This is a genomic window from Pantoea pleuroti (genome assembly GCF_014156615.1).
GTDB classification, from domain to species: domain Bacteria; phylum Pseudomonadota; class Gammaproteobacteria; order Enterobacterales; family Enterobacteriaceae; genus Pantoea; species Pantoea agglomerans.
Window position 1 is genome coordinate 586,340 of sequence record NZ_SBFD01000001.1, and the last position, 20,656, is coordinate 606,995.

Consider the following 20,656-nt stretch of genomic DNA (forward strand, 5'->3'; position numbering starts at 1 on the left):
GGGTCGGGTGGGTTGTCAGAAAATTCTTGCCCTGCCGCCCGTAATCAGCCAAATTAGTCGCCGCTTTTCCCTTCTAATAACAATCTTGCGCATGGAAAACTCACATGACGCGGACTTAATTCCTGTCCCGAAACAGGGTATGAAAAAACTGAGGTACATGTGTCAACTGCAAACAAACACACTGATGAGGCTGTCAGTCTCAATGCGTTTAAACAGCCGAAGGCGTTCTACTTAATCTTCTCGATTGAGTTATGGGAACGTTTTGGCTTCTATGGCCTGCAGGCCATTATGGCGGTTTACCTGGTGAAGCAACTGGGGTTGTCTGAATCAGACTCCATTACCCTGTTCTCTTCATTCAGTGCGCTGGTGTATGGTCTGGTCGCGATTGGCGGCTGGCTCGGTGATAAGGTGCTGGGTACCAAACGCGTCATCGTGCTGGGTGTCCTGGTGCTGGCGCTGGGCTATGCGCTGGTGGCGTTCTCCGGTCATAACGTCAGCATTGTCTACATCGGTATGGCGACCATCGCGGTGGGTAGCGGCCTGTTTAAGGCAAATCCCTCTTCGCTGCTCTCTACCTGCTATGACAAAGATGATCCGCGTCTCGACGGTGCTTTCACCATGTTCTATATGTCGATCAACATCGGTTCACTCTTCTCAATGATGCTGACACCGTGGTTAGCGGCGAAATATGGTTATAGCGTAGCCTTCTCACTGTGCGTTATCGGTCTGATCATCACCCTGTTTAACTTCCTGTTCTGCAAACGCATGGTTAAGGACTACGGTTCTAAACCCGATTTCGCGCCGTTGCAGGTCGGAAAACTGCTGATGACGCTGGTCGGCATCGTCGTACTGATCGCACTGGCCAACTGGATGCTGCATCACCAGTCTATCGCACGACTGGTGCTGGCGGTGATTGCCCTGGGTATCGTGCTGGTGTTTGCTAAAGAGGCCTTTGCACTGCAGGGTGCGGCACGTCGTAAGATGATTGTTGCCTTCCTGCTGATGGTCGAAGCGATTCTGTTCTTCGTGCTTTATATGCAGATGCCAACGTCACTCAACTTCTTTGCTATCCGCAACGTTGAACACACCATTCTCGGCATTACTTTTGCCCCCGAGCAGTTCCAGGCGCTGAACCCGTTCTGGATTATGCTGGCCAGTCCGCTGCTGGCGGCGCTCTATAACAAGCTGGGCGATAAACTGCCGATGCCGCACAAGTTTGCCTTTGGTATGGTGCTCTGCTCCGCTGCGTTCCTGGTGCTGCCGGTGGGTGCGAAGTTTGCCAGCGATGCCGGTATCGTTTCCGTTAACTGGCTGATCCTGAGCTATGCGCTGCAGAGTATCGGTGAGCTGATGATCTCTGGCCTCGGCCTGGCGATGGTGGCACAGCTGGTGCCTCAGCGTCTGATGGGCTTTATCATGGGTTCCTGGTTCCTGACTACCGCTGGCGCGGCAGTGATTGCCGGTAAAGTGGCAAACCTGATGGCCGTGCCTGAAAACGTTACCGATCCACTGATTTCGCTGGCGACCTACAGCCGCGTATTCCAGCAGATTGGTATCGTGACGGCGGTGATCGCCCTGCTGATGCTGATTACGGCGCCGATGCTGAACCGCATGGCGCAGGATCCGGACGCGAAAAAAAATAACGTGCAGGCGTAATTCACGCTGCACTTCAGCTAAGCCGGGCTCTGCCCGGCTTTTTTTATGGCTTGCCGCAACGCCCTTCGCAGATCCCTGATCTTTGTCACTGGTAATCCCGCGTTGACTCTTTACTATGCAATTATCCCATTGCAACAAGGAGTACCTGGTCATGAAACTGTTTTGCAAAGCGGGTGCCTGCTCTCTCTCACCCCATATTGTTATGCGTGAATGCGGACTCGACTTCACTCAGGTGAGCGTTGATCTGGCCACAAAAATCACTGAACGGGGCGATGACTTCCGCCAAATCAATCCTAAAGGTCAGGTGCCCGCGCTGCAGCTCAGCGACGGTTCTGTGCTGACGGAAGGCGTCGCCATTGTTCAGTACCTGGCGGATCTGAAGCCCGATCGCCATCTGCTGGCACCGGTTGGCAGCCTGACGCGTTATCACACTGTGGAGTGGCTCAGCTACATCGGCAGTGAGCTGCATAAAAGCTTTGGTCCCCTGTTTCGCCCAGGTTACTCCGATGAGGTGAAAGCGCAGACCCGCAGCCAGCTGGAAGCAAAATTCCGCTATGTCGATGAGTCACTGCGCGACAAACAGTGGCTGATGGGGCTGCATTTCAGCGTGGCGGATGCCTATCTGTTTGTGGTGACGCGCTGGGCAAAAGCATTGGGACTGGATTTATCCGGCTTTACGGCGCTGGGCGCATGGTTTAATCGTGTCGCGGAACGTCCTGCGGTGCAGGCGGCGCTTAAAGCGGAAGGCTTAGCCTGAGTGAACAGGGCCGGTTATCCGGCCCTGATGCGTTACAGTTTTTCTGCCGCGAAGTGCTGCGTCGGCGTGGCGATGGCATCCTGTGCCGCCACCAGTTGCAGTTCATATTCGCCCATCTGATGGGTTTTCAGCATCACCTCGTACACCGCTGCGGTGACATGCTCCAGCGCATCCTGCAATGATTTGCCGTGCAGCAGATTAACCAGCAGCAGACCGCTGGTGAGATCGCCCACGCCGACCGGCTGACGGACACCGAAATCGACCAGCGGACGGCTGATGTGCCAGGCGTCTTCAGCCGTTACCAGCAGCATTTCAAAGCGATCGCTGCGACGACCCGCACGCGCCAGATGCTTCACCAGCACCACGCGTGGTCCCTGGGCAATCAGCGCCCGCGCAGCGTCTAACGCCGCGTCGACGTCCGTGACGGTGCGTTCGCTCAGCATCTCCAGTTCAAGCAGGTTCGGGGCGATAATATCGCTGGCAGGCATCGCCATTTTGCAGTGAAACTCCGCCACACCCGGTGCCACGATGCAGCCCTTCTCCGGATGACCCATGACCGGATCGCAGAAGTACCAGGCATTCGGGTTGGCCGCTTTGACCTGACGGACAATCTGCAGAATCTGCTCGCCCTGCTCTGCCGAGCCCAGATAACCGCTCAGGACCGCGTCACAGGTTTTCAGGCGGTCGATGTCAGCAATGCCTTTAACAATGTCGGTTAAATGCGTTGCAGGCATCACCGTGCCGGTCCAGTGGCCATATTGCGTATGGTTGGAAAACTGCACGGTATTCAGCGGCCAGACGTTTGCGCCCATACGGCGCATCGGAAACTCAGCCGCCGCATTACCAGCGTGACCAAAAACAACGTGCGACTGAATCGCTAAAATATTTTTCACTTGTTTGCCCTGTCCTGCCTTGCCATAAAAAAGGGCCGGAAACCGGCCCTGAAATCTTACTGCCAGTTAATCAGGCAGTAATGTTTCTTGCCGCGACGCAGCAGCGTATAGCGGTTAAACAGTTTGTCACTGTCGCTGAAGCGGTACTCCGCATCGGACTGCTTTTCACCGTTCAGTGAAACGGCATTGGAGCCGATCATGGTGCGCGCCTGGCCACGGGACGGCACCAGCTCTGCTTTTACCAGCGCCTGCTGCAGATCATCGTCAGCGCCCAGCACGATGGTTGGCATACCATCCTGCGCCAGCTGTTCAAAATCGGCTTCGGTCATTTCGCTCACGGATCCGGAGAAGAGGCTGGCAGTAATGCGTTTCGCCGCCGACAGACCCGCTTCGCCATGTACCAGACGCGTCACCTGCTCAGCCAGCACGTACTGCGCACGTGGCGCGGTGCCGCTGTTTTTGTCTTCTTCTTCCAGCGCGTTGATCTCTTCCATGCTCAGGAAGGTGAAAAACTTCAGGAAGCGATAGACGTCAGCATCCGCGGTGTTGATCCAGAACTGATAGAACTTGTACGGGCTGGTTTTCTTCGCATCCAGCCAGACAGCGCCGCCTTCAGTTTTACCGAATTTGGTGCCGTCAGACTTGGTGATCAGCGGAACGGTCAGGCCAAAGACCTGATTCTGATGCAGACGACGGGTCAGATCGATACCGGAGGTGATGTTGCCCCACTGATCAGAACCGCCAATCTGCAGCGACACACCGTGCAGCTCGTTCAGGCAGGCGAAGTCATAGCCCTGCAGCAGATTATAGGAGAACTCGGTAAAGGAGATGCCCTGATCGTCACGGTTCAGACGCTGCTTCACCGCTTCTTTGTTGATCATCTGGTTAACGGAGAAGTGCTTGCCGATATCACGCAGGAAGGTCAGCACGTTCATGCCGCCAAACCAGTCGTAGTTGTTGGCGGCGATAGCGCTGTTGCTGCCGCAATCGAAGTCGAGGAATGGCGCCACCTGCTGGCGGATCTTTTCAACCCATTCGTTGACGGTTTCACTGGTATTAAGTTTACGCTCTGCGGCTTTGAAGCTCGGGTCACCAATCAGGCCGGTTGCACCACCGACCAGCGCCACCGGCTTGTGGCCGGCATCCTGAAAACGCTTCAGGCAGAGCAGCGGTACCAGATGGCCCAAATGCAAGCTGTCAGCAGTGGGGTCAAAGCCGCAATAGAGCGAAATTGGCCCCTGCGCCAGTTTCTCTGTTAACGCGTCTTCATCCGTCACCTGGGCGATTAGGCCCCTCTCCTGCAATTGTTGTATCAGGTTACTGCTGGTCATTACTGACTCCAAATTGATCAGACTGCACCTATGCTGGTACACAGCTTTCCGCTGAGTTGCGGAATCGAAAAAAATCAGGGCTATAGCATAAAGCGCTGACGCTTTCTGTGCCAGCGCTGATAGGGGCGAATCGTGCAGATTCAGGGTGCCAGACGGTCGATTTTCCAGCCGTCGTGATCGCGCTGATAGATGAAACGATCGTGCAGACGATGTTCGCCACCCTGCCAGAACTCCATCGTGTGAAATTTCACCCGGTAGCCACCCCAGAAGCTGGGCAGCGGCACTTCGCCCTGCTGGAACTTCTGTTTAAGCTCCAGGAACTTTCCTTCCAGAATACCGCGTGCCGAAATACGGCTCGACTGCTTCGACACCCAGGCACCAATCTGACTGTCGCGCGGACGACTGTGGAAATATTTCAGCACCTCGAGGGGCGACAGTTTCTCCACTTCACCCAGCACCATCACCTGACGCTCCAGATAGTGCCACGGGAAGTGCAGAGAGATGCGCGGATTGTGCGCCAGCTGCAGCGCCTTACGGCTACCGAGGTTGGTGTAAAACACCATGCCCTGCGCATCGTAGTGCTTCAGCAGCACGATACGCTGCCACGGCTGGCCCTGCTCATCTACGGTTGCCACGGTCATGGCGGTAGGATCGGGCAGTTTTGCCTCGCAGGCCTGGCTTAGCCACTGTTCAAACAGCGCGATCGGATCGTCCGGCAGATCCTTACGACGCAATCCGCCGCGGGTATATTCACGCCGCAGATGGGCAATGGTGTGTAGCGTTTCGCTGTCGCTCATAATGCTCGCCTATTCAGATAACAAGTCAGCTGGCAGGTTGCAGCTCACAATCATTCACGACAATTTTATCGTTACGTTCGATAAAAGCGCCGTTTCCTTTGGACCAGAACACATAGGTATTATCGCTGTAGCGTGCGCCGGAAGCGGATACCGTCTGCTTCAGCGTCAGAGGCTGCCCATCCATGATGAAACTGACCTGCTGCTGCGCCTCGTCCAGCGTCACGGTCAGGGGCATGGTTCCGCAGCGATAGTGCAGGGTCTGCGGCGACGGCGGCTGTTTATGCATCAGGCTACAGCCTGACAGCAGTAGCACCGCGGCAACGGTTAATCCTTTCAACATAAGCGGGTCTCCTTCACGAGTGAAGCTGGCATTATAAGAAGGATTGGGCGCGAAGTAAGTGGGAATCCACGCCAATCTGGCAGATGCTGTCAGTCAGGCTGAATTATTGCGCCTTTTCAGACGGTTGTCTGAATGCACAGGCCGCGTTCTCAGGCTACGCTCTATAGATCTTAAGCGAGGAAGACAAACATGAAATTTGATAACGAAGATGCATTTAAGCTGGCAGTGGCGTTTATGAACCACAAAGAGAATGCCACCATCGCCAGCAGCTACTTTAAAACTTTTATCGACACCTACCAGAAATTTGACCGCTGGCTGAGCGCATCAGACCCGGTCAGCGCCATGAAAGCAGAAAAAGCGGCCGCCAAAGCAGGCGAAGACTCCATCCTCTGATCCCCTTCTCCACGGGTCCGATAGCCTTCAGGGTATCGGACCTGTGAATCCCGCCAGACATTCATCCCGATGCTGACTATTTCCGCACAGCTATTCCGGCTTCTACGGAAATATCCGCTCTGGCTGCCGTGCTTATTTCCCGCATCAGCATCGATCTTATTTTGATACAGCGCATCCTCTGCTGAAATGGCACAGAACGGCTGGGTACATTTGCAATAAATGCTATTTCACGCCGCCATGCCCCCTAATCAGCACCATACACTCCGGTTTTGTTTAAAAAACAGGCAGCGAGACGCGGCAGAGCCAGCAAACCTGATAAAGCCGACTATGCTGTAAACGTTCGGATATACTTCATGGAGCAGAAAAAATGAAAATGAAAATGAAATCCCTGTCAGCCGTCGCGTTGCTGGCTCTCACTTTAGGTACGCTGACAGGTTGTGCCTCAAACCAGTCGATTAAGACCACCGATGGCCGCACGATTGTCACCGATGGCAAACCGCAGATTGATTCAGATACTGGTCTGGTTTCTTACCGCGATGCTCAGACAGGAAAAACTGAGCAGATCAATCGTAACGAGATCAGTAACATGAGTGAACTCGACAACTAATATAAGGTGAATAAGATGAAAAAAGCGCTGATTTTACCTCTCGCCGCATTGATTGGTATGACCGTATTAACCGGCTGCACCCGTACCAGTTATGCGATTCAGACTAACGATGGACGCACCATTATTAGTGATGGCAAGCCTTCTGAATCGGATGCAGGTCTGCTGGCTTATACCGATGCAAATGGCGTGAAGCAGCAGATTAATAAAGCGGACGTCAAAGCGGTCTCTGAAGTACCTAAGAAATAAACCGATCGCTGTTGCCCGATGTATAAAGCCGCCCATGGGCGGCTTTATTTTTATCTGCGCCTGGCCACGAAGTGGCACACAGGCCTGGTTTTATTCCCCGGTAGTTTTTAAATCAGAAATATCTGCTGCGGCGTGGCAATAATATTGCAGGCAACCGTGCGGGTAGTCGTGCAGATAATAATCTGATAACGAAATTCGCCGCTCCGCCCTTATCTGAATTTCCGGCAACTCACCGTGTTTTTAACCAGCATAATAGCTCAGTTTATTTCTGAAGAATAACCTCGGCCAGCTTTTATGCTTTGATATGAGTGGTTTACCGCCTCGCTTAAAGGTTCACTTTATTTTCGGTAAATTTTAATCATAGTGCCCTGCTGTTTCCCACCTTTTAGTCCGGAGCGCCTTTAACTAGACTCTTTATATCGCTACTTAATCAGGAGGGTGCAGATGGTTTATCACGACAAAACAACCGGTCATATGATTCTTGGTGAAGCTGCAATTAATCTGGCGTTTGACGAACAGGAAATTACGCTGGTAGCACTGATTCGCCAGTTGAGCGACATGGCCGAACAGGAGCGCAACGATGAGCGGGTCACGCAGATTGCCGATGCGCGGAACTGGCTCAAAGGTTTTATCGAATCCTCAACGCGCGACCGTGCCGAATTAAACTGGCTGGTCGAGACCGGACAGGCACCGGTTAATCTTAGAGATTATCGTTAGTTATGGGCGGGTCATTGCTGTTTATTTTGGGTGCCGGGCGCGCGCCTGGCCTCTCGGCCAGAGACGCCGGGACAGCGTGGCAGTGGAATAGTGCCTGTCGGCCAGAACGTGAATTGCAATGCTCTGCACCTGGCTCCCGTCACGGCCGGTTAACGGCCAGACACCCATTGATGAGTGCCATTACTCTGCACTCATCAGCCTGCGGTCTGGCCGTTAACCGGCCATCGTCGGCCTCTCCCCACCTGCCGTTACGGTCAGCGCGTCAGCGGCTCCCCGTTTTCAGTCACCTGCAGCGTTTTTGGATGTTTCGCTGTAGGGGTTTCAAACCCACCACGGGCGGCAAAAACAGAACAGCCAATGGCTGCCACAAGTGTCAGTATGATTGAGGTTTTCACGAAACGCGCCTTAATTTTCTTCGCTACAGGATAAAGCGTGAAAGCCTGGCACATAATCAGATGAGGGGAAAGGAGAGTGCAGAATTTCTCTGTCTGGAAGCCCTGGTCCGGGAAGTCTGTTTACTGATCGAGCGGTCTTGCCTGGTTACCCCAGTACTTTCAATGCCAGCGCCAGCGTCTTTTCTTCGTTAGTCACATCGCTGACCTTACCTGCCACCCGCAATCCAAAAGCAATGCAGAGAATTAAACCGGCTGCCGCCTCGCTGTCCAGCGTGTTATCGATAGATCCATCCTGTTGCCCCAGCTCCAGCAGCGAGACCAGGAAGCGCTGATTACGCTGAACGACCTCATCAATGCGCTGCGCGAGTGGCTGATCCATCGTCTGCAGCGCAATCGCGCTGGCGACGACCAGACAGCCGCAACGACCCTCTGTGGCACGTGCCGAATCCAGGTAAAACTGCAATAGCTCGGTTATTTTCCCCCGCCCGCTGGCACAGGGTGCCAGACGACGGTGCAACTCACTATTTCTCAGCAACAGATAGCGTTCGAATACCAGCAGGAAGAGCGAGCGCTTATCTTTAAACGCCTTATAGATGCTGCCTGCGGAGAGATGCATCGCCTCACCCAGATCGTTCATTGAGGCCGCGTGATAGCCTTTTTGCCGGAAAACGATCATGGCGTGATCCAGAGCCTGTTCGATCCCGAACTCTCTGGGGCGTCCCCGCTCTTTGTTTTTATACGTTGTGGCTGTCGTGGTCATTGTTACCGGCCTGGGGGGTGTGTTGCTGTCAAAATCAATGGCGATTCTATCCCAGGCGCGGGTAACAAGATAGGCCGTCCGTCGCCCGTCACGCGCAGACGGCCCGTTATTTCCCGGATGCGTTAATATGATTCGCCGCTGTCTGACCAGCCGCAGTCTGGTCTGCGGTGCAAGCCGGACGCGGTTCATTCAGATAAGGATGTTGTCTCTGTGCGGCCTTTTTCCCGCTGCTGGCTGCGCTTCAGCGCGTTTATTTTTATCAGCCATAATGTAAATTGCTTAATAAGCAGGCTGGCGTGGTTTTCATTGTCAGCAAAACATAGAAAGAGTCGGGTTTTTATATTGCTGTTATCGTCGATCGCATAAATCTCATATTCGTCATGATGGCGGGATTTTATGATTGCTGTGAAATGTATTGCAGGTCAGAGCATCACTCTGGCTTCAAACTGCCTGAAATTCATTATATTTACCTGGTAATTTGCTTAAAATACCCGATGAAAAACTACTCATCGGGTCAGGAAAAGCATAACTTCCTGCCACTTTAATCGCGTGATAAAAAAAGCTTTTAGCAGAGGCCGCGGCTTCAGCAGCAGAGGAACATCGGGTCAGCCTTCACTTAAGCGCAACCACAGGCAGATCGGTTATCCGGGTGGTATAGGCAGGCGACAGCATCTCGCGTTTCATCGACCAGGCTTTGTTGATCCCCTGCCCGGCAAACCACAACTTCCCGCTGCCGAGCTTGTTGACTGTGTCGATCAGCTTCATCAGCTCTTCGCTGTTGCGGCGTGGCTGATGTTCGTCAAACAGATCAAACTGAGCCACGCCCTGGCTGAAAAAATCCCCCAGCACGATGCCCGCCTTCATATAGCGATGTCCCTCAATCCAGATGTTATCCAGGCACGCCATTGCAACTCTGATGATGTCGCGTGTGTCCTGTGTCGGAATCAGCAGTTGCTCCATCGACTGATTGCCATAAAAGGGTTCGTCAGTCGCATGCGGACTGGTGCGCACAAATACCCCTACCTGACGGCAATATTGATTCTCACGGCGCAGCTTCTCCGCCGCGCGCTCGGCATACGCGCAGACGGCTTCGCGCATCTGATCGTAGTCGGAGATACGGCTGCCAAACGAACGCGAACACATAATTTGCTGTTTTACCGGCGTCACTGACTCCAGCTCCAGACAGGATTCGCCACGCAGCTCTCTGACAGTGCGCTCCAGCACGACGCTGAACTGTTTGCGGATGGACTCGGTGCTTTGATCGGCCAGATCTTTTGCCGTCATAACGCCCATCGCGTTGAGCCGATTGCCGATCCGATGACCCACGCCCCAGACATCCGCTACATCAATCAGCGCCAGCAGCTTTTTTTGTCGTTCAGGGTTCGACAGGTCGACAATGCCGCCGGTTTTGCTCCACTTTTTGGCCGCAAAATTCGCCAGCTTGGCCAGCGTCTTAGTCTGTGCAATGCCGACGCCCACGGTCAGATGGGTCTCTTTGCCTATTCGTTCTCTGACCTGATGACCAAAGGTCTCCAGCGCCATACAGTTCTGCACGCCGGTGAGATCCATAAAGGCCTCGTCGATTGAGTAGATCTCCACCGACGGCGCCATCTCTTCCAGTATGGTCATCACCCGATGGCTCATGTCGGCGTAGAGCGCATAATTTGAACTGAAGACCTGCACCGCGTGACGCGTTAGTTCTTCACGCATTTTAAAATAGGGCGCGCCCATTTTGATGCCGGCTTTCTTTGCCTCGGCGCTGCGCGCAATCACGCAGCCGTCATTGTTCGACAGCACTACTACCGGTTTACCTTTAAGGTCAGGCCGGAAAACGGTTTCACACGACGCGTAAAAGCAGTTCACATCGACCAGCGCGAACATGGTCAGTGGGTCGCTTTAATAACAAAGGTTACAACGCCAAACACTTCCAGCGCATCTTCGGTCTGGATAGCGATCGGTTTAAATTTGGTATTCATCGGCATCAGTTGCAGGCAGGGATGAAGCTGGAGACGTTTAACGGTGAATTCACCTTCGACCGCGGCGACCACAATATCGCCGTGTGAGGCGGTGAGTGAACTGTCGACCACCAGCATGTCACCATCATTGATGCCCGCCTCAATCATTGACTCGCCGCTGACCCGGACAAAATAGGTGGCGCTGGGGTGCCGGACCATCAGCGCATTGAGATCAATGCGTTGTTCGACATAATCCTGCGCCGGGGATGGAAATCCGCACGGCACACGTTCGATATATAGCGGTAAAGGCATAACGGCACGAATGTCCGCAGGTTTAATGAATTCCATAATTTCGCTCCTTTTTTCAGATTACTGTATATAAACACAGTAATAGCTAATCCCCCTTTTAATCAAGTGAGATGGGACATCTTTAAGCGAAAGGGTTGATGGTAATGCACTTTTTTTTAAACGTTTTTTCGCATTGCCGTCAGAGTAAGCGGAAACGGGTTACTTTCGCCGCACCGCCGGAATAGCGTCGATTTCTTCTTACAGTAAAGAATCTTATAAATTCACCGGCTGATTATTTTTACTTAAGGAAAATCTGACAACGCTTCTCTGGCATTCGGAGAGGTTTGAATATTACGGGCGGGCTGGTTATTCTGCTTTTTTTAAGCATGGAGGGGTTATGGCAGACGACGATCGAATCAAACATCTGGAAGAGGCAGTTGCGCAGTTAACGGTTGAGACTACGGTATTAAAAGCGATACTCGGTCAGCAAATTGCGCTGAATAATCTCAATTACAAAGGGAAGTTTGACGATGTACTGGCGGCGCTGGCGAAAGAGTATGCCGAACGCGGTCTGGAAGAGGGCAATAACCAGGCTATCCATGATGCCCTGCGTCAGTATATTAAATATGAGCCACCCGCAATGGAATAAGCGGACTTTCCGGCAGCGTCCGATTGCCGGACTTTATCGGCTCCTGAACGCTGCCACCGTCCTCCCCTGCACCGCCTCCGCAGCAGCCTCAGACGATACCGGTTAGTATTTACACCTCGCTGTCACTCTCCAGCGCATCCTGAATCGCGTCGGCCAGATTAGCAACTTCATTCGCCACGGCCTGCAGATCCCAGGCGGTTTTTGAGCCGGTTGCCGAGGTGGAGGCGCTGACGGACTCTTTTGCCACTGACAGAGCAGCAGCCACGGCGACCGAACGTTTATGTTGTTCCTGAGTCATGCCCGCAGGCGGAATTGCGAAATAGTCGTGAACCATGATCATTTCCTTGTGATAAATAAGGGGTCAACCTTAGCCTTCTGCATCAGGCGTGGGAAGTGAATTATGCGGCATGGCCTGTCAGACGGCCAGGATTGCAGCAGCACAATCGCACCCGCCACTTTTCCAGCGTTGAAACCTGTACAACTTTGGCTGAAATCTGCGGAAAAAAGCGGTTTTAACGTGTTGATGTATCGTCAGCACAATCCCCAGCCTCCTGGTCTGAAAATCGCCCCCCTCTGAAAACCTCACCAACTCACTGTATTTATTCAATTAACCATCGAAAACCTCTTTTTTCCCTTTAAACATACTTTTTAAATACACCACCGACCAGTTAAATTTTGTCAAATTTCATTGTACAACTTTGCGATTCTTGTATAACTTTGTCTCGTGATGTTAAATCACTTGTAACGAAAGGTGCTTTGCACCGCATCTGAAGGTGTTGTGGATTTCCACCTTCAGATGCATTTTTTTTGCGTCAGCCGGTTACCGGATCTGAATCGACGCGTTCTTCCCCCAATTTCTTATGAGGCCTGACATGCAAACAACGATGAATACAGAGTCTCAGATTTCTGATTACTTCATGAACTCTGGCACAGCGCTGACCACTGAAAAACAGGTTATTGCCGCAGTCCATGCCGAACTCGCCCATGCGAAAACCCATGTCTCCGATAAAGACATTGTGCTGGGCCTGATTCACCGCCTGGAGAGTGAGCGTGACGTGGTTAAGCAGGATATTTACCGTCAGGCGCTTGAACATGTTCTGCAGCGCGCTTCGGCGACCAGCGACAGCTAAAAATCTGTGTCTGTTATGAGGGAACGCGAATTAGCATGGATGCTTTTCCCTTCCGGAATCAGCCCCTGTTATGGGGCTTTTTTTATTTCTCGTGCACTGAATCACTTGTCCTCTTCTCATCGCTAAGATTGCCTGCCCCGCCGGACCATATATAGCTCTGAAATTCACCGTTTTCGCCACTTATTCAACCTGAAATTTCGATTAAATGCTCTCGTTTCGCTTTATTTATCCGATATCTGTGTCCAGGCTTTTTCTGCATCCACTGCAAACACAGACGAGGAAAATAATCATGTTTCATCATTCATCAAAACTTCAATTCCCGGTTCGTGTAGAAAAACCCGATCCAGAATTTGCCATGCTGCTCCAGCAGGCCATCGGCGGCGTCGAAGGTGAGATTCGTGTAGCGATGCAATACTTTTTCCAGGCGATGGGCGCGCGCGGTGATGTGCGGATTCGTGATCTGCTGATCTCGACCGCCACCGAAGAGCTTAGCCATATCGAGATGCTGGGCTACGCCGTGGCGCTTAACCTTGAAGGCGCCCCGCTCTCTTACCAGGAAGCGTCAGCGAAAGATCCGGTGGTTAATGCGATTCTGGGCGGAATGAACCCCCGCCATATCCTCTCTTCCGGTCTGGCAGCGATGCCGGTTAACGCCAACGGCGTGCCTTTTGATATGAGTCATATCTATGCGTCCGGCAACGTGGCGGCCGATATGCTGGCTAACGTCACCGCAGAAGCCACGGGCCGCGTACTGGCTACCCGCCTCTACAACATGACGGAAGACAAGGGCATGAAGGACTTCCTCTCCTTCCTGATCGCCCGTGACACTATGCATCAGCAGCAGTGGCTGGCGGTGATCGAAGAGATGGGCGGACTGAACGCATCGCTGCCGATCCCGAACAGCTTCCCGCAGGAACATGAGGCGCAGGAGCACTCTTACTACTGCCTGAATACCTCGCTGGATAAACCGCTGCCGGAAGGTCGCTGGAGCAGTGGCCCGGCTTACGATGGCCATGGTCAGTTCAGCGCGAAACAGCAGCCAGATATGCTGGGCGATGAGCCGCTGCTCGGCAATGCCCGTCCCGGTTCTGGTGCGCAGTCTGAGCAGATTGACGGCATTACGTCACCGAAGCCTTAACTGGCACAGGCGAGCCGGTCCGGGCCACACCGCGCGGTGTGAGCCAGACCGGCTGTTTTACGCTAACGGATTTTTATGGAGGAATATTCATGTCATCGACTCAACGCCCGCAACCCCCTTTTGCCGAACAGCAACAAACGCCGCCGGGTAAAACTGCCGCTATGCAGCCTCAGCCCGATCACGGCGAGCAGAGTTATCAGGGCTCCGGCCGCCTGGCGGGGAAAAAAGCCATTATTACCGGTGGCGATTCCGGCATTGGCCGGGCTGTTGCCATTGCCTTTGCCCGGGAAGGGGCCGATGTCCTGATCTCTTATCTTGATGAACATGAGGATGCGCAGGATACCGCCCGACTGGTTGAAGAAGCGGGACAGAAAGCGGTTCTGGTGCCTGGCGATATTACCGAGGCGTCACACTGCAACGCCCTGGTCGATAAAGCTGTCGAAGCCTTTGGTGAGATTAATATTCTGGTGAACAACGCGGCGTATCAGATGACGCGCGAATCGCTGGATGAGATCAGCGACGAAGAGTTTGACCGGACCATGAAGACCAACCTTTACGCGATGTTTTACATCACTAAAGCGGCAACACGGCATATGCCTGCTGGTGGATCGATCATTAATACGGCCTCGATCAATGCTGACCAGCCGAAACCGAAGCTGCTCGCCTACTCCGCCACCAAAGCCGCCATCGTTAATTTCTCTGGCGGCCTGGCAGCCTTACTGGCTGAAAAAGGTATCCGTGCCAATGCGGTCGCGCCCGGCCCTATCTGGACGCCACTGATCCCGTCGACCATGCCGGTTGAACAGGTGAAGAACTTTGGCAGCGAAGTGCCGCTGCAGCGTGCCGGTCAGCCTGCTGAACTGGCGCCAACCTATGTGATGCTGGCCAGTGACGAAGCCAGCTACATTTCAGGTGCGACCATCGCCGTGACGGGCGGTGTGGCCATTATTTAACGTTCGCCGATTCCCTGGTCTCTTCGGCCAGGGGATGAGTGATCAGCTTCTGCGTTATCCCCCACTGGTAGAGTTGTTCCCGCGCCAGATTCTTCATTTTCACTTCGCACATGATATCGAAATCCTGAAACGACAGTGCCCATGCATTCAGCGTCGGGTTAAAGAAGTAGTCAGAGTGCGCCCGCAGCTTGCTTTTGCTCACGCCCAGCTGCTGCTGATCGGGCCAGCCCTCCTGCGGAATCATCCCCTCCTGCGAAATCGAATAGTGCAGCACCGGCCGCACGCCGCGCCAGGATTCGATCACTCTGGCAACACGCGCGTCATCCGGCTGAATAAACTCACTCTCTTTTACCCAGTGATGGTGAATATCCAGCACCACCGGACAGAGCGGTGCTGCCTGCAGTACGTCATCCAGCGAGCAGGAGATCTCATCATTCTCCACCGTCAGCATCCGCCGCGCTTCCGGGCTGAGCTGATTAAATGACCGTTTAAAGCCGTCGAATCCCGCCTTGCCGTTCATATGAATGTTGATTTTAAAATCCTGGAAGGTCTTGCCATATCCCATCAGACAGGCGCAGAGCGTGTGATACTCCACATCCTCCAGCGCACGCACCACCACATCGGGATTATCGGAGGCGAGCACGGTATATTGTCCGGGATGGAATGAGAGCCGGATGTGATGCGCCCGCGCCAGCTCGCCACAGCGGGCAAAGAGCGGATAGAGTTCGGGCAGAAATTCGGTGAACGGTGGCGTGGCCTCGGGGACCGTATAGAGCGGTAACAGATCGCTGCCGATGCGCATCATCCTGAGTGGCTCAGGTAAGGTGGCCAGATGCTCAAGCGTCAGGTAGAGATTGTTGAGGTTAGTGACGGTAATCTCATAGATCAGCTGATGACGTTCATCGTGCGATAAACTCAGAAACCGTTTACGGGTGGTGGCGCGAAACGGGAAAAACTGTTTGCCATCGCTGTTGAGATACTTACATGCAAAGCCTAATTTCATGTCTGCTCCTGATTTATGCTTATCAGAAGTGTAACAGGCCCCTGGCGACCAGCCAGTCGCGGGCCGCAGACTCAGGCTGAATAATCACAGGGAGACTCACTATGCAGGGCCATGAGATCCAGCGCATCGCCATTGAAGCGGCTGAGCGGCTGCCCGCCGCTGAATGCAGCTATCCATTCGGGCCGGAACATCAGGTCTATAAAGTGTGTGGAAAAGTGTTTTTACTACTGACCGAACTGCGGGGTGTGCCGATTATCACCCTGAAATGCGAGCCGCAGCAGGCGGAGCTGCACCGGGTGATCTATCCCTCGATCACCGCCGGTTATCATATGAATAAACGTCACTGGATCACGGCCTATCCCGGTGATGACCTCTCGCCTGGCTTGATTCAGCAGTTGGTTGAGGATTCGTATCAGCGTGTGGTTAAGGGTATACCCGCCTCGCGCCGCCCGGCCTGGGTGGGATAAAACCCGTGGAGGGGGTGCGTGTGCACCGGAAAGAAAGTTTGCTTGATAGCAGGCAAGATAAATAGCAGGGCCAGCATTGTTCTGGCACCTGCCGTCATCTCTCAATCAAAGAGAGATCTGGGGATTTTCAACGCCACAGGCACGGGCATAGCGGGCGAGTGTTTCAACTGTGGCTTTATCTGCGCGACGCTCGGTGCGTGACACTGCCGACGGGCTGACACCGAGCGCCTCCGCGACCTGAGCGCTGGTCATTCCGGCGCTTTCCCGCCATTTGGCTAACTGCTCGCGCAGGTGCTCTGCCCGAACTTCTGCCTCGTAATGTTCGCGAACAGCCGGATCAGATAAAATTTCTTTGCGGGCCGTCTTCCACGCAACTGATTTCTTACTCATCGTTTAACATCTCCTCTAAACGGTGCGCCGCTGCCGTCATGACTGCTGCTGGCGTTTTCTTTGTCTCTTTCACAAAAGCTTTCAGGATAAAAATACGTCTGCCTTTCTGGTAAACATACACCGCTCGCCCAATCTCATTGGCCTTTGCCCTGAGCTCAAAAAAACCCGACCCTAACGGTTTGGTATCCGGCTCTCTCAAATCAGTTCCACGGGCAGCCAGTTTATCTATTTGCCGGGCCAGCTTAGCCCGGAGCATCTCTGGCATTGCCTTAATTTCAGTGAGCGCGTCCTTGTGTATCGTTATCTCAAACATAGATCCTCCGTTGGAGTTAAGTTAACTCATGAGTTAACTTAACTCAAGGATCTATATTTCCTCAGACGGGGGAAATGAATCCAGTCGCTATCCTTGCGTAAGAGCCCTGAACAGCGTGGCATCTAACACCGGCCCCGCACTCAGTGATGCAGCATCTCCTCCACGACCTGTGAGTTCATCATCTGGTAAGGATAATAGGTCGGCCAGTTATCCATCTCCGCCAGCAGGGCTTGCTGAGAATCGTTGCCCATAAAGATATGGAAATGGGCAGATTTACGCGGCCCGATGGTGTGATCGCTGAACTGCACATATTTCGGCGCTTTGCTGCCCGCGTCCTGGCATTCAAACAGGTAGCGCACCCCTTTTTTACCTGAGGTATAGGTCAGGATTTTGTGGCCCGCATACCGGTAGTGGCAGGCGCTGACCTGATCGCCGATGTGGAACTCCATCACGCCATTTTCAATACCGATGGTATCGACGTCGGTGGCGTAGCCTTTGCGGTAATACGCTTTATACTCCTCTGCCGTTTTGCTGTGATCCTGCTGCGCTTTCTTCTGCCAGACCGGGTCCAGTTCGCCGCTTTGCAGCAGCGGATAAACCGACTGCCACAGGCCATCCCAGTCAGCGAGCGGACGATCTTTCACATCGCTGTCAGCAAAAACCCCTTCTGCCGCTTTCTGCTCCAGGGCTGACAGCGGTTTTCCATGTGCATGCGTGCCGTGTGCCAGCGACGGCTGGCTGACTAACAGTGCGCCCAGTAGCCCAATCCATTTACCTGCATGATTCATCAAAGTCTGATACCCCGGTCAACGTTACAAAATGAAATGTTATGATATAACATTTCTAATCTCAACCAAAAGCAGCAAACGCCAGCATTAATTTTATTAATCGTTTAACGCCCTGCATGAGGCCATGACCGCCTCCTGCGGCGGCAGATTCTGCATCCTCTGAAAGCACATTATCCATATAGCAGGCGCGGGCTGATACGACGTTAAGCCAGACGGCACAAGGCATTAATAAGCGAAACGGTAATCTGCATTAAGAGATAAGTGCGCATTTCAGGCGGACAAAAAAGGCACAGTCGTCGCAGTTAAATGCCCGGTTTAACCTCAGTATTGTTCAGGTTGTTCTATATTTAGTGTCGTCGAAAGTAAAATAACCGCTGGAGCATGGATTAATGTCGAAAGAAACAGAGAAGAAACCCCTGAGCGAGCGCGCCCCCACCACCGGTCCGGAATCCTCAGAGCCGGGCCTGGGTTCACTGGCACCGAAGGATGGTTCGCATCAGCCCCCAGCCGAACCGACCCCGCCAGGTAAGCAACCCACCGCCCCCGGCAGCCTGAAAGCGCCTCAGACGCACAACGCCAAACTTGACCAGCTTGAAGCCAGCCGCAAAAACGGCACCGACCGCGCCCTCACCACCAACCAGGGCACACGCATCGCCAACGATCAAAACTCACTGCGTGCCGGTTCGCGCGGTCCGACGCTGCTGGAAGACTTTATTATGCGTGAGAAAATCACGCACTTTGACCATGAGCGTATCCCGGAACGTATCGTTCACGCCCGTGGCTCTGCCGCACACGGCTATTTTCAGCCTTACCGCTCCCTGAAAGATCTGACCAAAGCGCAGTTCCTCAGCGATCCCGAGCAGACTACGCCGGTTTTCGTGCGTTTCTCCACGGTTCAGGGCGGTGCCGGATCGGCTGATACCGTGCGTGACATTCGCGGTTTCGCCGCCAAGTTCTACACCGAAGAGGGTGTCTTTGACCTGGTGGGCAACAACACGCCGGTGTTCTTTATTCAGGATGCGCATAAATTCCCTGACTTTGTGCATGCCGTTAAGCCGGAACCGCATAACGAAATCCCGCAGGGCCAGAGCGCCCATGACACCTTCTGGGATTACGTCTCTCTGCAGCCGGAAACCATGCACAACGTTATCTGGGCGATGTCTGACCGGGGTATTCCGCGCAGCTATCGCACCATGGAAGGCTTTGGTATTCACACCTTCCGCCTGATTAACGCAGAAGGTAAAGCGACCTTTGTCCGTTTCCACTGGAAGCCGGTGGCCGGTAAAGCGTCTCTGCTGTGGGACGAGTCACAGAAACTGACCGGTCGCGATCCCGATTTCCATCGCCGCGATCTGTGGGAAGCCATTGAAGCGGGTGATTTCCCGGAATATGAACTGGGCCTGCAGCTGATCCCGGAAGAGGATGAGTTCAAATTTGACTTCGATATTCTGGATGCCACCAAGCTGATCCCGGAAGCGCTGGTGCCGGTTGAGATTGTCGGCAAGATGGTACTTAACCGTAACCCGGACAACTTCTTTGCTGAAACCGAGCAGGTCGCGTTCCACCCAGGCCATATCGTGCCGGGCCTCGATTTCTCCAACGATCCGCTGCTGCAGGGTCGTCTGTTCTCCTATACCGATACGCAAATCAGTCGTCTGGGCGGACCGAACTTCCATGAGATCCCGATCAACCGTCCGACCTGCCCGTACCATAACTTCCAGCGTCAGGGCATGCATCGTCAGGATATCGACACCAATCCGGCGAACTACGAGCCGAACTCGATCAACGATAACTGGCCGCGTGAAACTCCACCTGCTGCAGAAGGTGGCGGCTTCGAGAGCTATCAGGAGCGGATTGAGGGCCATAAAGTGCGCGAGCGCAGCCCCTCATTTGGTGAGTATTATGCGCAGCCGCGCCTGTTCTGGCTGAGCCAGACTGAAGTCGAGCAGCAGCACATCATTGGTGCCTACTCGTTTGAACTGAGTAAAGTGGCGCGTGCTTATATCCGTGAGCGTGTGGTGGATCATCTGGCACGCATTGATACGAAACTGGCGCAGGGCGTGGCGGATAACCTGGGACTCGCTCTGACGGATGAGCAGCTCAACATTCAGCCGCCTGCGCCGGTGAATGGCCTGACCAAAGATGACAGCCTGAGCCTCTACGCCATTCCGGATGGCGAGATTAAAGGTCGTCAGGTCGCACTGCTGCTCAGCGATGGTGTGAAGGCGGCTGATGTGCTGGCGATTTTGCAGGCGCTGAAAGCAGTGGGTGTTCACGCCAAACTGCTGGCTCCGCATATGGGCCAGGTGCGCGCCGATGACGGTTCAGTGCTGCCGGTCGATGCGACGTTCGCCGGTCTGCCCTCTCTGACCTTTGATGCGGTGATGGTGCCGGATGGCAATATCGATGCCCTGCTGCTGAGCGGCGATGCCCGTTACTTCCTGCTGGAAGCCTACAAGCACCTCAAGGTGATTGGTCTGGTGGGCGAAGCGCGCCGCTTTAAAGCGCAGTTCGGTCTGGAAGATGCGGATCAGGAAGAAGGGATTGTGCAGGGCGACTCGGCGGAGAGCGCGCTGATGTCTGAGTTCACTCAGGCGATGAAAGCGCACCGCGTCTGGTCGCGCAGCCAGAAGGCACAGTCCGTCCCGGCCTGATGTCAGCGGCACGATGCCGCATGCCGCGTCACAAAA

Annotated in this window: 24 protein-coding genes; 12 read left to right on the forward strand and 12 right to left on the reverse strand. The window is 53.9% G+C overall.

Going from position 1 to position 20,656, the window contains the following annotated elements; translation table 11 throughout:
• The first annotated feature begins 159 nt into the window (after positions 1-159).
• Both dtpA and gstA read left to right on the forward strand, forming a co-directional pair.
• A complete protein-coding gene (gene dtpA, locus EPG66_RS02855; protein ID WP_039391878.1) occupies positions 160-1,656 on the forward strand; it encodes a dipeptide/tripeptide permease DtpA in 1,497 nt (498 codons plus the stop codon).
• 151 nt (positions 1,657-1,807) lie between these two features.
• Entirely contained in the window at positions 1,808-2,413 is a 606-nt protein-coding gene (gene gstA / locus EPG66_RS02860) for a glutathione transferase GstA (protein WP_182685914.1), read from the forward strand.
• Between the two features lie 32 nt (positions 2,414-2,445).
• Here the strand turns inward: gstA and pdxY are convergent, their stop codons facing one another.
• The 4 genes from pdxY to EPG66_RS02880 all read right to left on the reverse strand — a co-directional run bounded on the left by pdxY (position 2,446) and on the right by EPG66_RS02880 (position 5,774).
• On the reverse strand, positions 2,446-3,306 hold the full coding sequence (gene pdxY, locus EPG66_RS02865) for a pyridoxal kinase PdxY (RefSeq protein ID WP_182685916.1): 861 nt from the start codon (positions 3,304-3,306) through the stop codon (positions 2,446-2,448).
• Positions 3,307-3,362: 56 nt separating this feature from the next.
• On the reverse strand, positions 3,363-4,637 hold the full coding sequence (gene tyrS / locus EPG66_RS02870) for a tyrosine--tRNA ligase (protein WP_010245429.1): 1,275 nt from the start codon (positions 4,635-4,637) through the stop codon (positions 3,363-3,365).
• 140 nt (positions 4,638-4,777) lie between these two features.
• Entirely contained in the window at positions 4,778-5,434 is a 657-nt protein-coding gene (gene pdxH, locus EPG66_RS02875) for a pyridoxamine 5'-phosphate oxidase (RefSeq protein ID WP_010245431.1), read from the reverse strand.
• Between the two features lie 25 nt (positions 5,435-5,459).
• A complete protein-coding gene (locus EPG66_RS02880; RefSeq protein WP_010245432.1) occupies positions 5,460-5,774 on the reverse strand; it encodes an MliC family protein in 315 nt (104 codons plus the stop codon).
• A gap of 189 nt (positions 5,775-5,963) precedes the next feature.
• Between EPG66_RS02880 and EPG66_RS02885 the strand changes: the two genes are divergently transcribed.
• The 4 genes from EPG66_RS02885 (at position 5,964) to EPG66_RS02900 (ending at position 7,737) form a co-directional block, all read left to right on the forward strand.
• Positions 5,964-6,167: a hypothetical protein gene (locus EPG66_RS02885; RefSeq protein ID WP_003848989.1), complete on the forward strand. Its 204-nt coding sequence runs from the start codon at positions 5,964-5,966 to the stop codon at positions 6,165-6,167.
• Between the two features lie 373 nt (positions 6,168-6,540).
• Positions 6,541-6,774 (forward strand): YgdI/YgdR family lipoprotein, encoded by a 234-nt coding sequence (locus EPG66_RS02890; protein ID WP_115764933.1) that lies wholly within the window; start codon positions 6,541-6,543, stop codon positions 6,772-6,774.
• Positions 6,775-6,789: 15 nt separating this feature from the next.
• Positions 6,790-7,020, forward strand: a complete 231-nt coding sequence (locus EPG66_RS02895) for a YgdI/YgdR family lipoprotein (protein ID WP_010245445.1) — start codon at positions 6,790-6,792, stop codon at positions 7,018-7,020.
• A 444-nt stretch (positions 7,021-7,464) separates the two neighbouring features.
• The gene (locus EPG66_RS02900) at positions 7,465-7,737 is read left to right on the forward strand and encodes a hypothetical protein (protein ID WP_039391871.1); all 273 of its coding nucleotides are present in this window, start codon (positions 7,465-7,467) and stop codon (positions 7,735-7,737) included.
• Positions 7,738-8,277: 540 nt separating this feature from the next.
• Here EPG66_RS02900 and EPG66_RS02905 read toward each other — a convergent pair.
• From EPG66_RS02905 to umuD, 3 genes are all read right to left on the reverse strand, one after another.
• Positions 8,278-8,892 carry a TetR/AcrR family transcriptional regulator gene (locus EPG66_RS02905; protein ID WP_022625720.1) on the reverse strand — a complete coding sequence of 205 codons (615 nt, stop codon included), beginning with the start codon at positions 8,890-8,892 and terminating at the stop codon, positions 8,278-8,280.
• Positions 8,893-9,504: 612 nt separating this feature from the next.
• The gene (umuC, locus tag EPG66_RS02910; protein ID WP_182685926.1) at positions 9,505-10,773 is read right to left on the reverse strand and encodes a translesion error-prone DNA polymerase V subunit UmuC; all 1,269 of its coding nucleotides are present in this window, start codon (positions 10,771-10,773) and stop codon (positions 9,505-9,507) included.
• A 2-nt stretch (positions 10,774-10,775) separates the two neighbouring features.
• Positions 10,776-11,195 carry a translesion error-prone DNA polymerase V autoproteolytic subunit gene (umuD, locus tag EPG66_RS02915; protein ID WP_031591483.1) on the reverse strand — a complete coding sequence of 140 codons (420 nt, stop codon included), beginning with the start codon at positions 11,193-11,195 and terminating at the stop codon, positions 10,776-10,778.
• A gap of 337 nt (positions 11,196-11,532) precedes the next feature.
• Here umuD and EPG66_RS02920 point away from each other — a divergent pair, with 337 nt between their 5' ends.
• Entirely contained in the window at positions 11,533-11,784 is a 252-nt protein-coding gene (locus EPG66_RS02920) for a hypothetical protein (RefSeq protein WP_033779254.1), read from the forward strand.
• A gap of 109 nt (positions 11,785-11,893) precedes the next feature.
• Here the strand turns inward: EPG66_RS02920 and EPG66_RS02925 are convergent, their stop codons facing one another.
• The gene (locus EPG66_RS02925) at positions 11,894-12,118 is read right to left on the reverse strand and encodes a hypothetical protein (protein WP_010245468.1); all 225 of its coding nucleotides are present in this window, start codon (positions 12,116-12,118) and stop codon (positions 11,894-11,896) included.
• Between the two features lie 538 nt (positions 12,119-12,656).
• On the opposite strand from EPG66_RS02925, the gene EPG66_RS02930 reads away from it, so the two are divergent.
• The 3 genes from EPG66_RS02930 (at position 12,657) to EPG66_RS02940 (ending at position 15,005) form a co-directional block, all read left to right on the forward strand.
• Complete coding sequence (locus EPG66_RS02930) at positions 12,657-12,914, forward strand: biofilm development regulator YmgB/AriR family protein (RefSeq protein ID WP_022625723.1); 258 nt, start codon at positions 12,657-12,659, stop codon at positions 12,912-12,914.
• 289 nt (positions 12,915-13,203) lie between these two features.
• Positions 13,204-14,052, forward strand: a complete 849-nt coding sequence (locus EPG66_RS02935; RefSeq protein WP_031591488.1) for a manganese catalase family protein — start codon at positions 13,204-13,206, stop codon at positions 14,050-14,052.
• 89 nt (positions 14,053-14,141) lie between these two features.
• A complete protein-coding gene (locus tag EPG66_RS02940; protein WP_010670060.1) occupies positions 14,142-15,005 on the forward strand; it encodes an SDR family oxidoreductase in 864 nt (287 codons plus the stop codon).
• On the opposite strand, the gene EPG66_RS02945 is transcribed toward EPG66_RS02940, so the two are convergent.
• A complete protein-coding gene (locus EPG66_RS02945; protein ID WP_182685928.1) occupies positions 14,998-16,008 on the reverse strand; it encodes an apurinic/apyrimidinic endonuclease family protein in 1,011 nt (336 codons plus the stop codon). The two genes, EPG66_RS02940 and EPG66_RS02945, sit on opposite strands and share 8 nt — an antisense overlap.
• 101 nt (positions 16,009-16,109) lie before the next feature.
• On the opposite strand from EPG66_RS02945, the gene EPG66_RS02950 reads away from it, so the two are divergent.
• Positions 16,110-16,475 carry an MmcQ/YjbR family DNA-binding protein gene (locus EPG66_RS02950; protein ID WP_010245482.1) on the forward strand — a complete coding sequence of 122 codons (366 nt, stop codon included), beginning with the start codon at positions 16,110-16,112 and terminating at the stop codon, positions 16,473-16,475.
• Between the two features lie 105 nt (positions 16,476-16,580).
• Here EPG66_RS02950 and EPG66_RS02955 read toward each other — a convergent pair whose 3' ends face one another.
• From EPG66_RS02955 to zinT, 3 genes are all read right to left on the reverse strand, one after another.
• Positions 16,581-16,865 (reverse strand): helix-turn-helix domain-containing protein, encoded by a 285-nt coding sequence (locus tag EPG66_RS02955; protein ID WP_064704402.1) that lies wholly within the window; start codon positions 16,863-16,865, stop codon positions 16,581-16,583.
• Positions 16,858-17,178 carry a type II toxin-antitoxin system RelE/ParE family toxin gene (locus tag EPG66_RS02960; protein ID WP_010245489.1) on the reverse strand — a complete coding sequence of 107 codons (321 nt, stop codon included), beginning with the start codon at positions 17,176-17,178 and terminating at the stop codon, positions 16,858-16,860. Before EPG66_RS02960 ends, EPG66_RS02955 begins: the two co-directional genes overlap by 8 nt.
• A 140-nt stretch (positions 17,179-17,318) precedes the next feature.
• The gene (zinT, locus tag EPG66_RS02965) at positions 17,319-17,966 is read right to left on the reverse strand and encodes a metal-binding protein ZinT (protein WP_022625726.1); all 648 of its coding nucleotides are present in this window, start codon (positions 17,964-17,966) and stop codon (positions 17,319-17,321) included.
• A 389-nt stretch (positions 17,967-18,355) separates the two neighbouring features.
• Between zinT and katE the strand changes: the two genes are divergently transcribed.
• A complete protein-coding gene (gene katE, locus EPG66_RS02970) occupies positions 18,356-20,620 on the forward strand; it encodes a catalase HPII (protein WP_010245500.1) in 2,265 nt (754 codons plus the stop codon).
• The last annotated feature ends 36 nt before the right edge of the window (positions 20,621-20,656 follow it).

Coding starts and splice junctions, on each gene's coding strand:
- gstA (WP_182685914.1), top strand. CDS start 1,808: ATGAAACTGTTTTGCAAAGCGGGTGCCTGCTCTCTCTCACCCCATATT.
- tyrS (WP_010245429.1), bottom strand. CDS start 4,637: ATGACCAGCAGTAACCTGATACAACAATTGCAGGAGAGGGGCCTAATC.
- pdxH (WP_010245431.1), bottom strand. CDS start 5,434: ATGAGCGACAGCGAAACGCTACACACCATTGCCCATCTGCGGCGTGAA.
- EPG66_RS02880 (WP_010245432.1), bottom strand. CDS start 5,774: ATGTTGAAAGGATTAACCGTTGCCGCGGTGCTACTGCTGTCAGGCTGT.
- EPG66_RS02885 (WP_003848989.1), top strand. CDS start 5,964: ATGAAATTTGATAACGAAGATGCATTTAAGCTGGCAGTGGCGTTTATG.
- EPG66_RS02890 (WP_115764933.1), top strand. CDS start 6,541: ATGAAAATGAAATCCCTGTCAGCCGTCGCGTTGCTGGCTCTCACTTTA.
- EPG66_RS02895 (WP_010245445.1), top strand. CDS start 6,790: ATGAAAAAAGCGCTGATTTTACCTCTCGCCGCATTGATTGGTATGACC.
- EPG66_RS02900 (WP_039391871.1), top strand. CDS start 7,465: ATGGTTTATCACGACAAAACAACCGGTCATATGATTCTTGGTGAAGCT.
- EPG66_RS02905 (WP_022625720.1), bottom strand. CDS start 8,892: ATGACCACGACAGCCACAACGTATAAAAACAAAGAGCGGGGACGCCCC.
- umuC (WP_182685926.1), bottom strand. CDS start 10,773: ATGTTCGCGCTGGTCGATGTGAACTGCTTTTACGCGTCGTGTGAAACC.
- umuD (WP_031591483.1), bottom strand. CDS start 11,195: ATGGAATTCATTAAACCTGCGGACATTCGTGCCGTTATGCCTTTACCG.
- EPG66_RS02920 (WP_033779254.1), top strand. CDS start 11,533: ATGGCAGACGACGATCGAATCAAACATCTGGAAGAGGCAGTTGCGCAG.
- EPG66_RS02925 (WP_010245468.1), bottom strand. CDS start 12,118: ATGGTTCACGACTATTTCGCAATTCCGCCTGCGGGCATGACTCAGGAA.
- EPG66_RS02930 (WP_022625723.1), top strand. CDS start 12,657: ATGCAAACAACGATGAATACAGAGTCTCAGATTTCTGATTACTTCATG.
- EPG66_RS02935 (WP_031591488.1), top strand. CDS start 13,204: ATGTTTCATCATTCATCAAAACTTCAATTCCCGGTTCGTGTAGAAAAA.
- EPG66_RS02940 (WP_010670060.1), top strand. CDS start 14,142: ATGTCATCGACTCAACGCCCGCAACCCCCTTTTGCCGAACAGCAACAA.
- EPG66_RS02945 (WP_182685928.1), bottom strand. CDS start 16,008: ATGAAATTAGGCTTTGCATGTAAGTATCTCAACAGCGATGGCAAACAG.
- EPG66_RS02950 (WP_010245482.1), top strand. CDS start 16,110: ATGCAGGGCCATGAGATCCAGCGCATCGCCATTGAAGCGGCTGAGCGG.
- EPG66_RS02955 (WP_064704402.1), bottom strand. CDS start 16,865: ATGAGTAAGAAATCAGTTGCGTGGAAGACGGCCCGCAAAGAAATTTTA.
- EPG66_RS02960 (WP_010245489.1), bottom strand. CDS start 17,178: ATGTTTGAGATAACGATACACAAGGACGCGCTCACTGAAATTAAGGCA.
- zinT (WP_022625726.1), bottom strand. CDS start 17,966: ATGAATCATGCAGGTAAATGGATTGGGCTACTGGGCGCACTGTTAGTC.
- katE (WP_010245500.1), top strand. CDS start 18,356: ATGTCGAAAGAAACAGAGAAGAAACCCCTGAGCGAGCGCGCCCCCACC.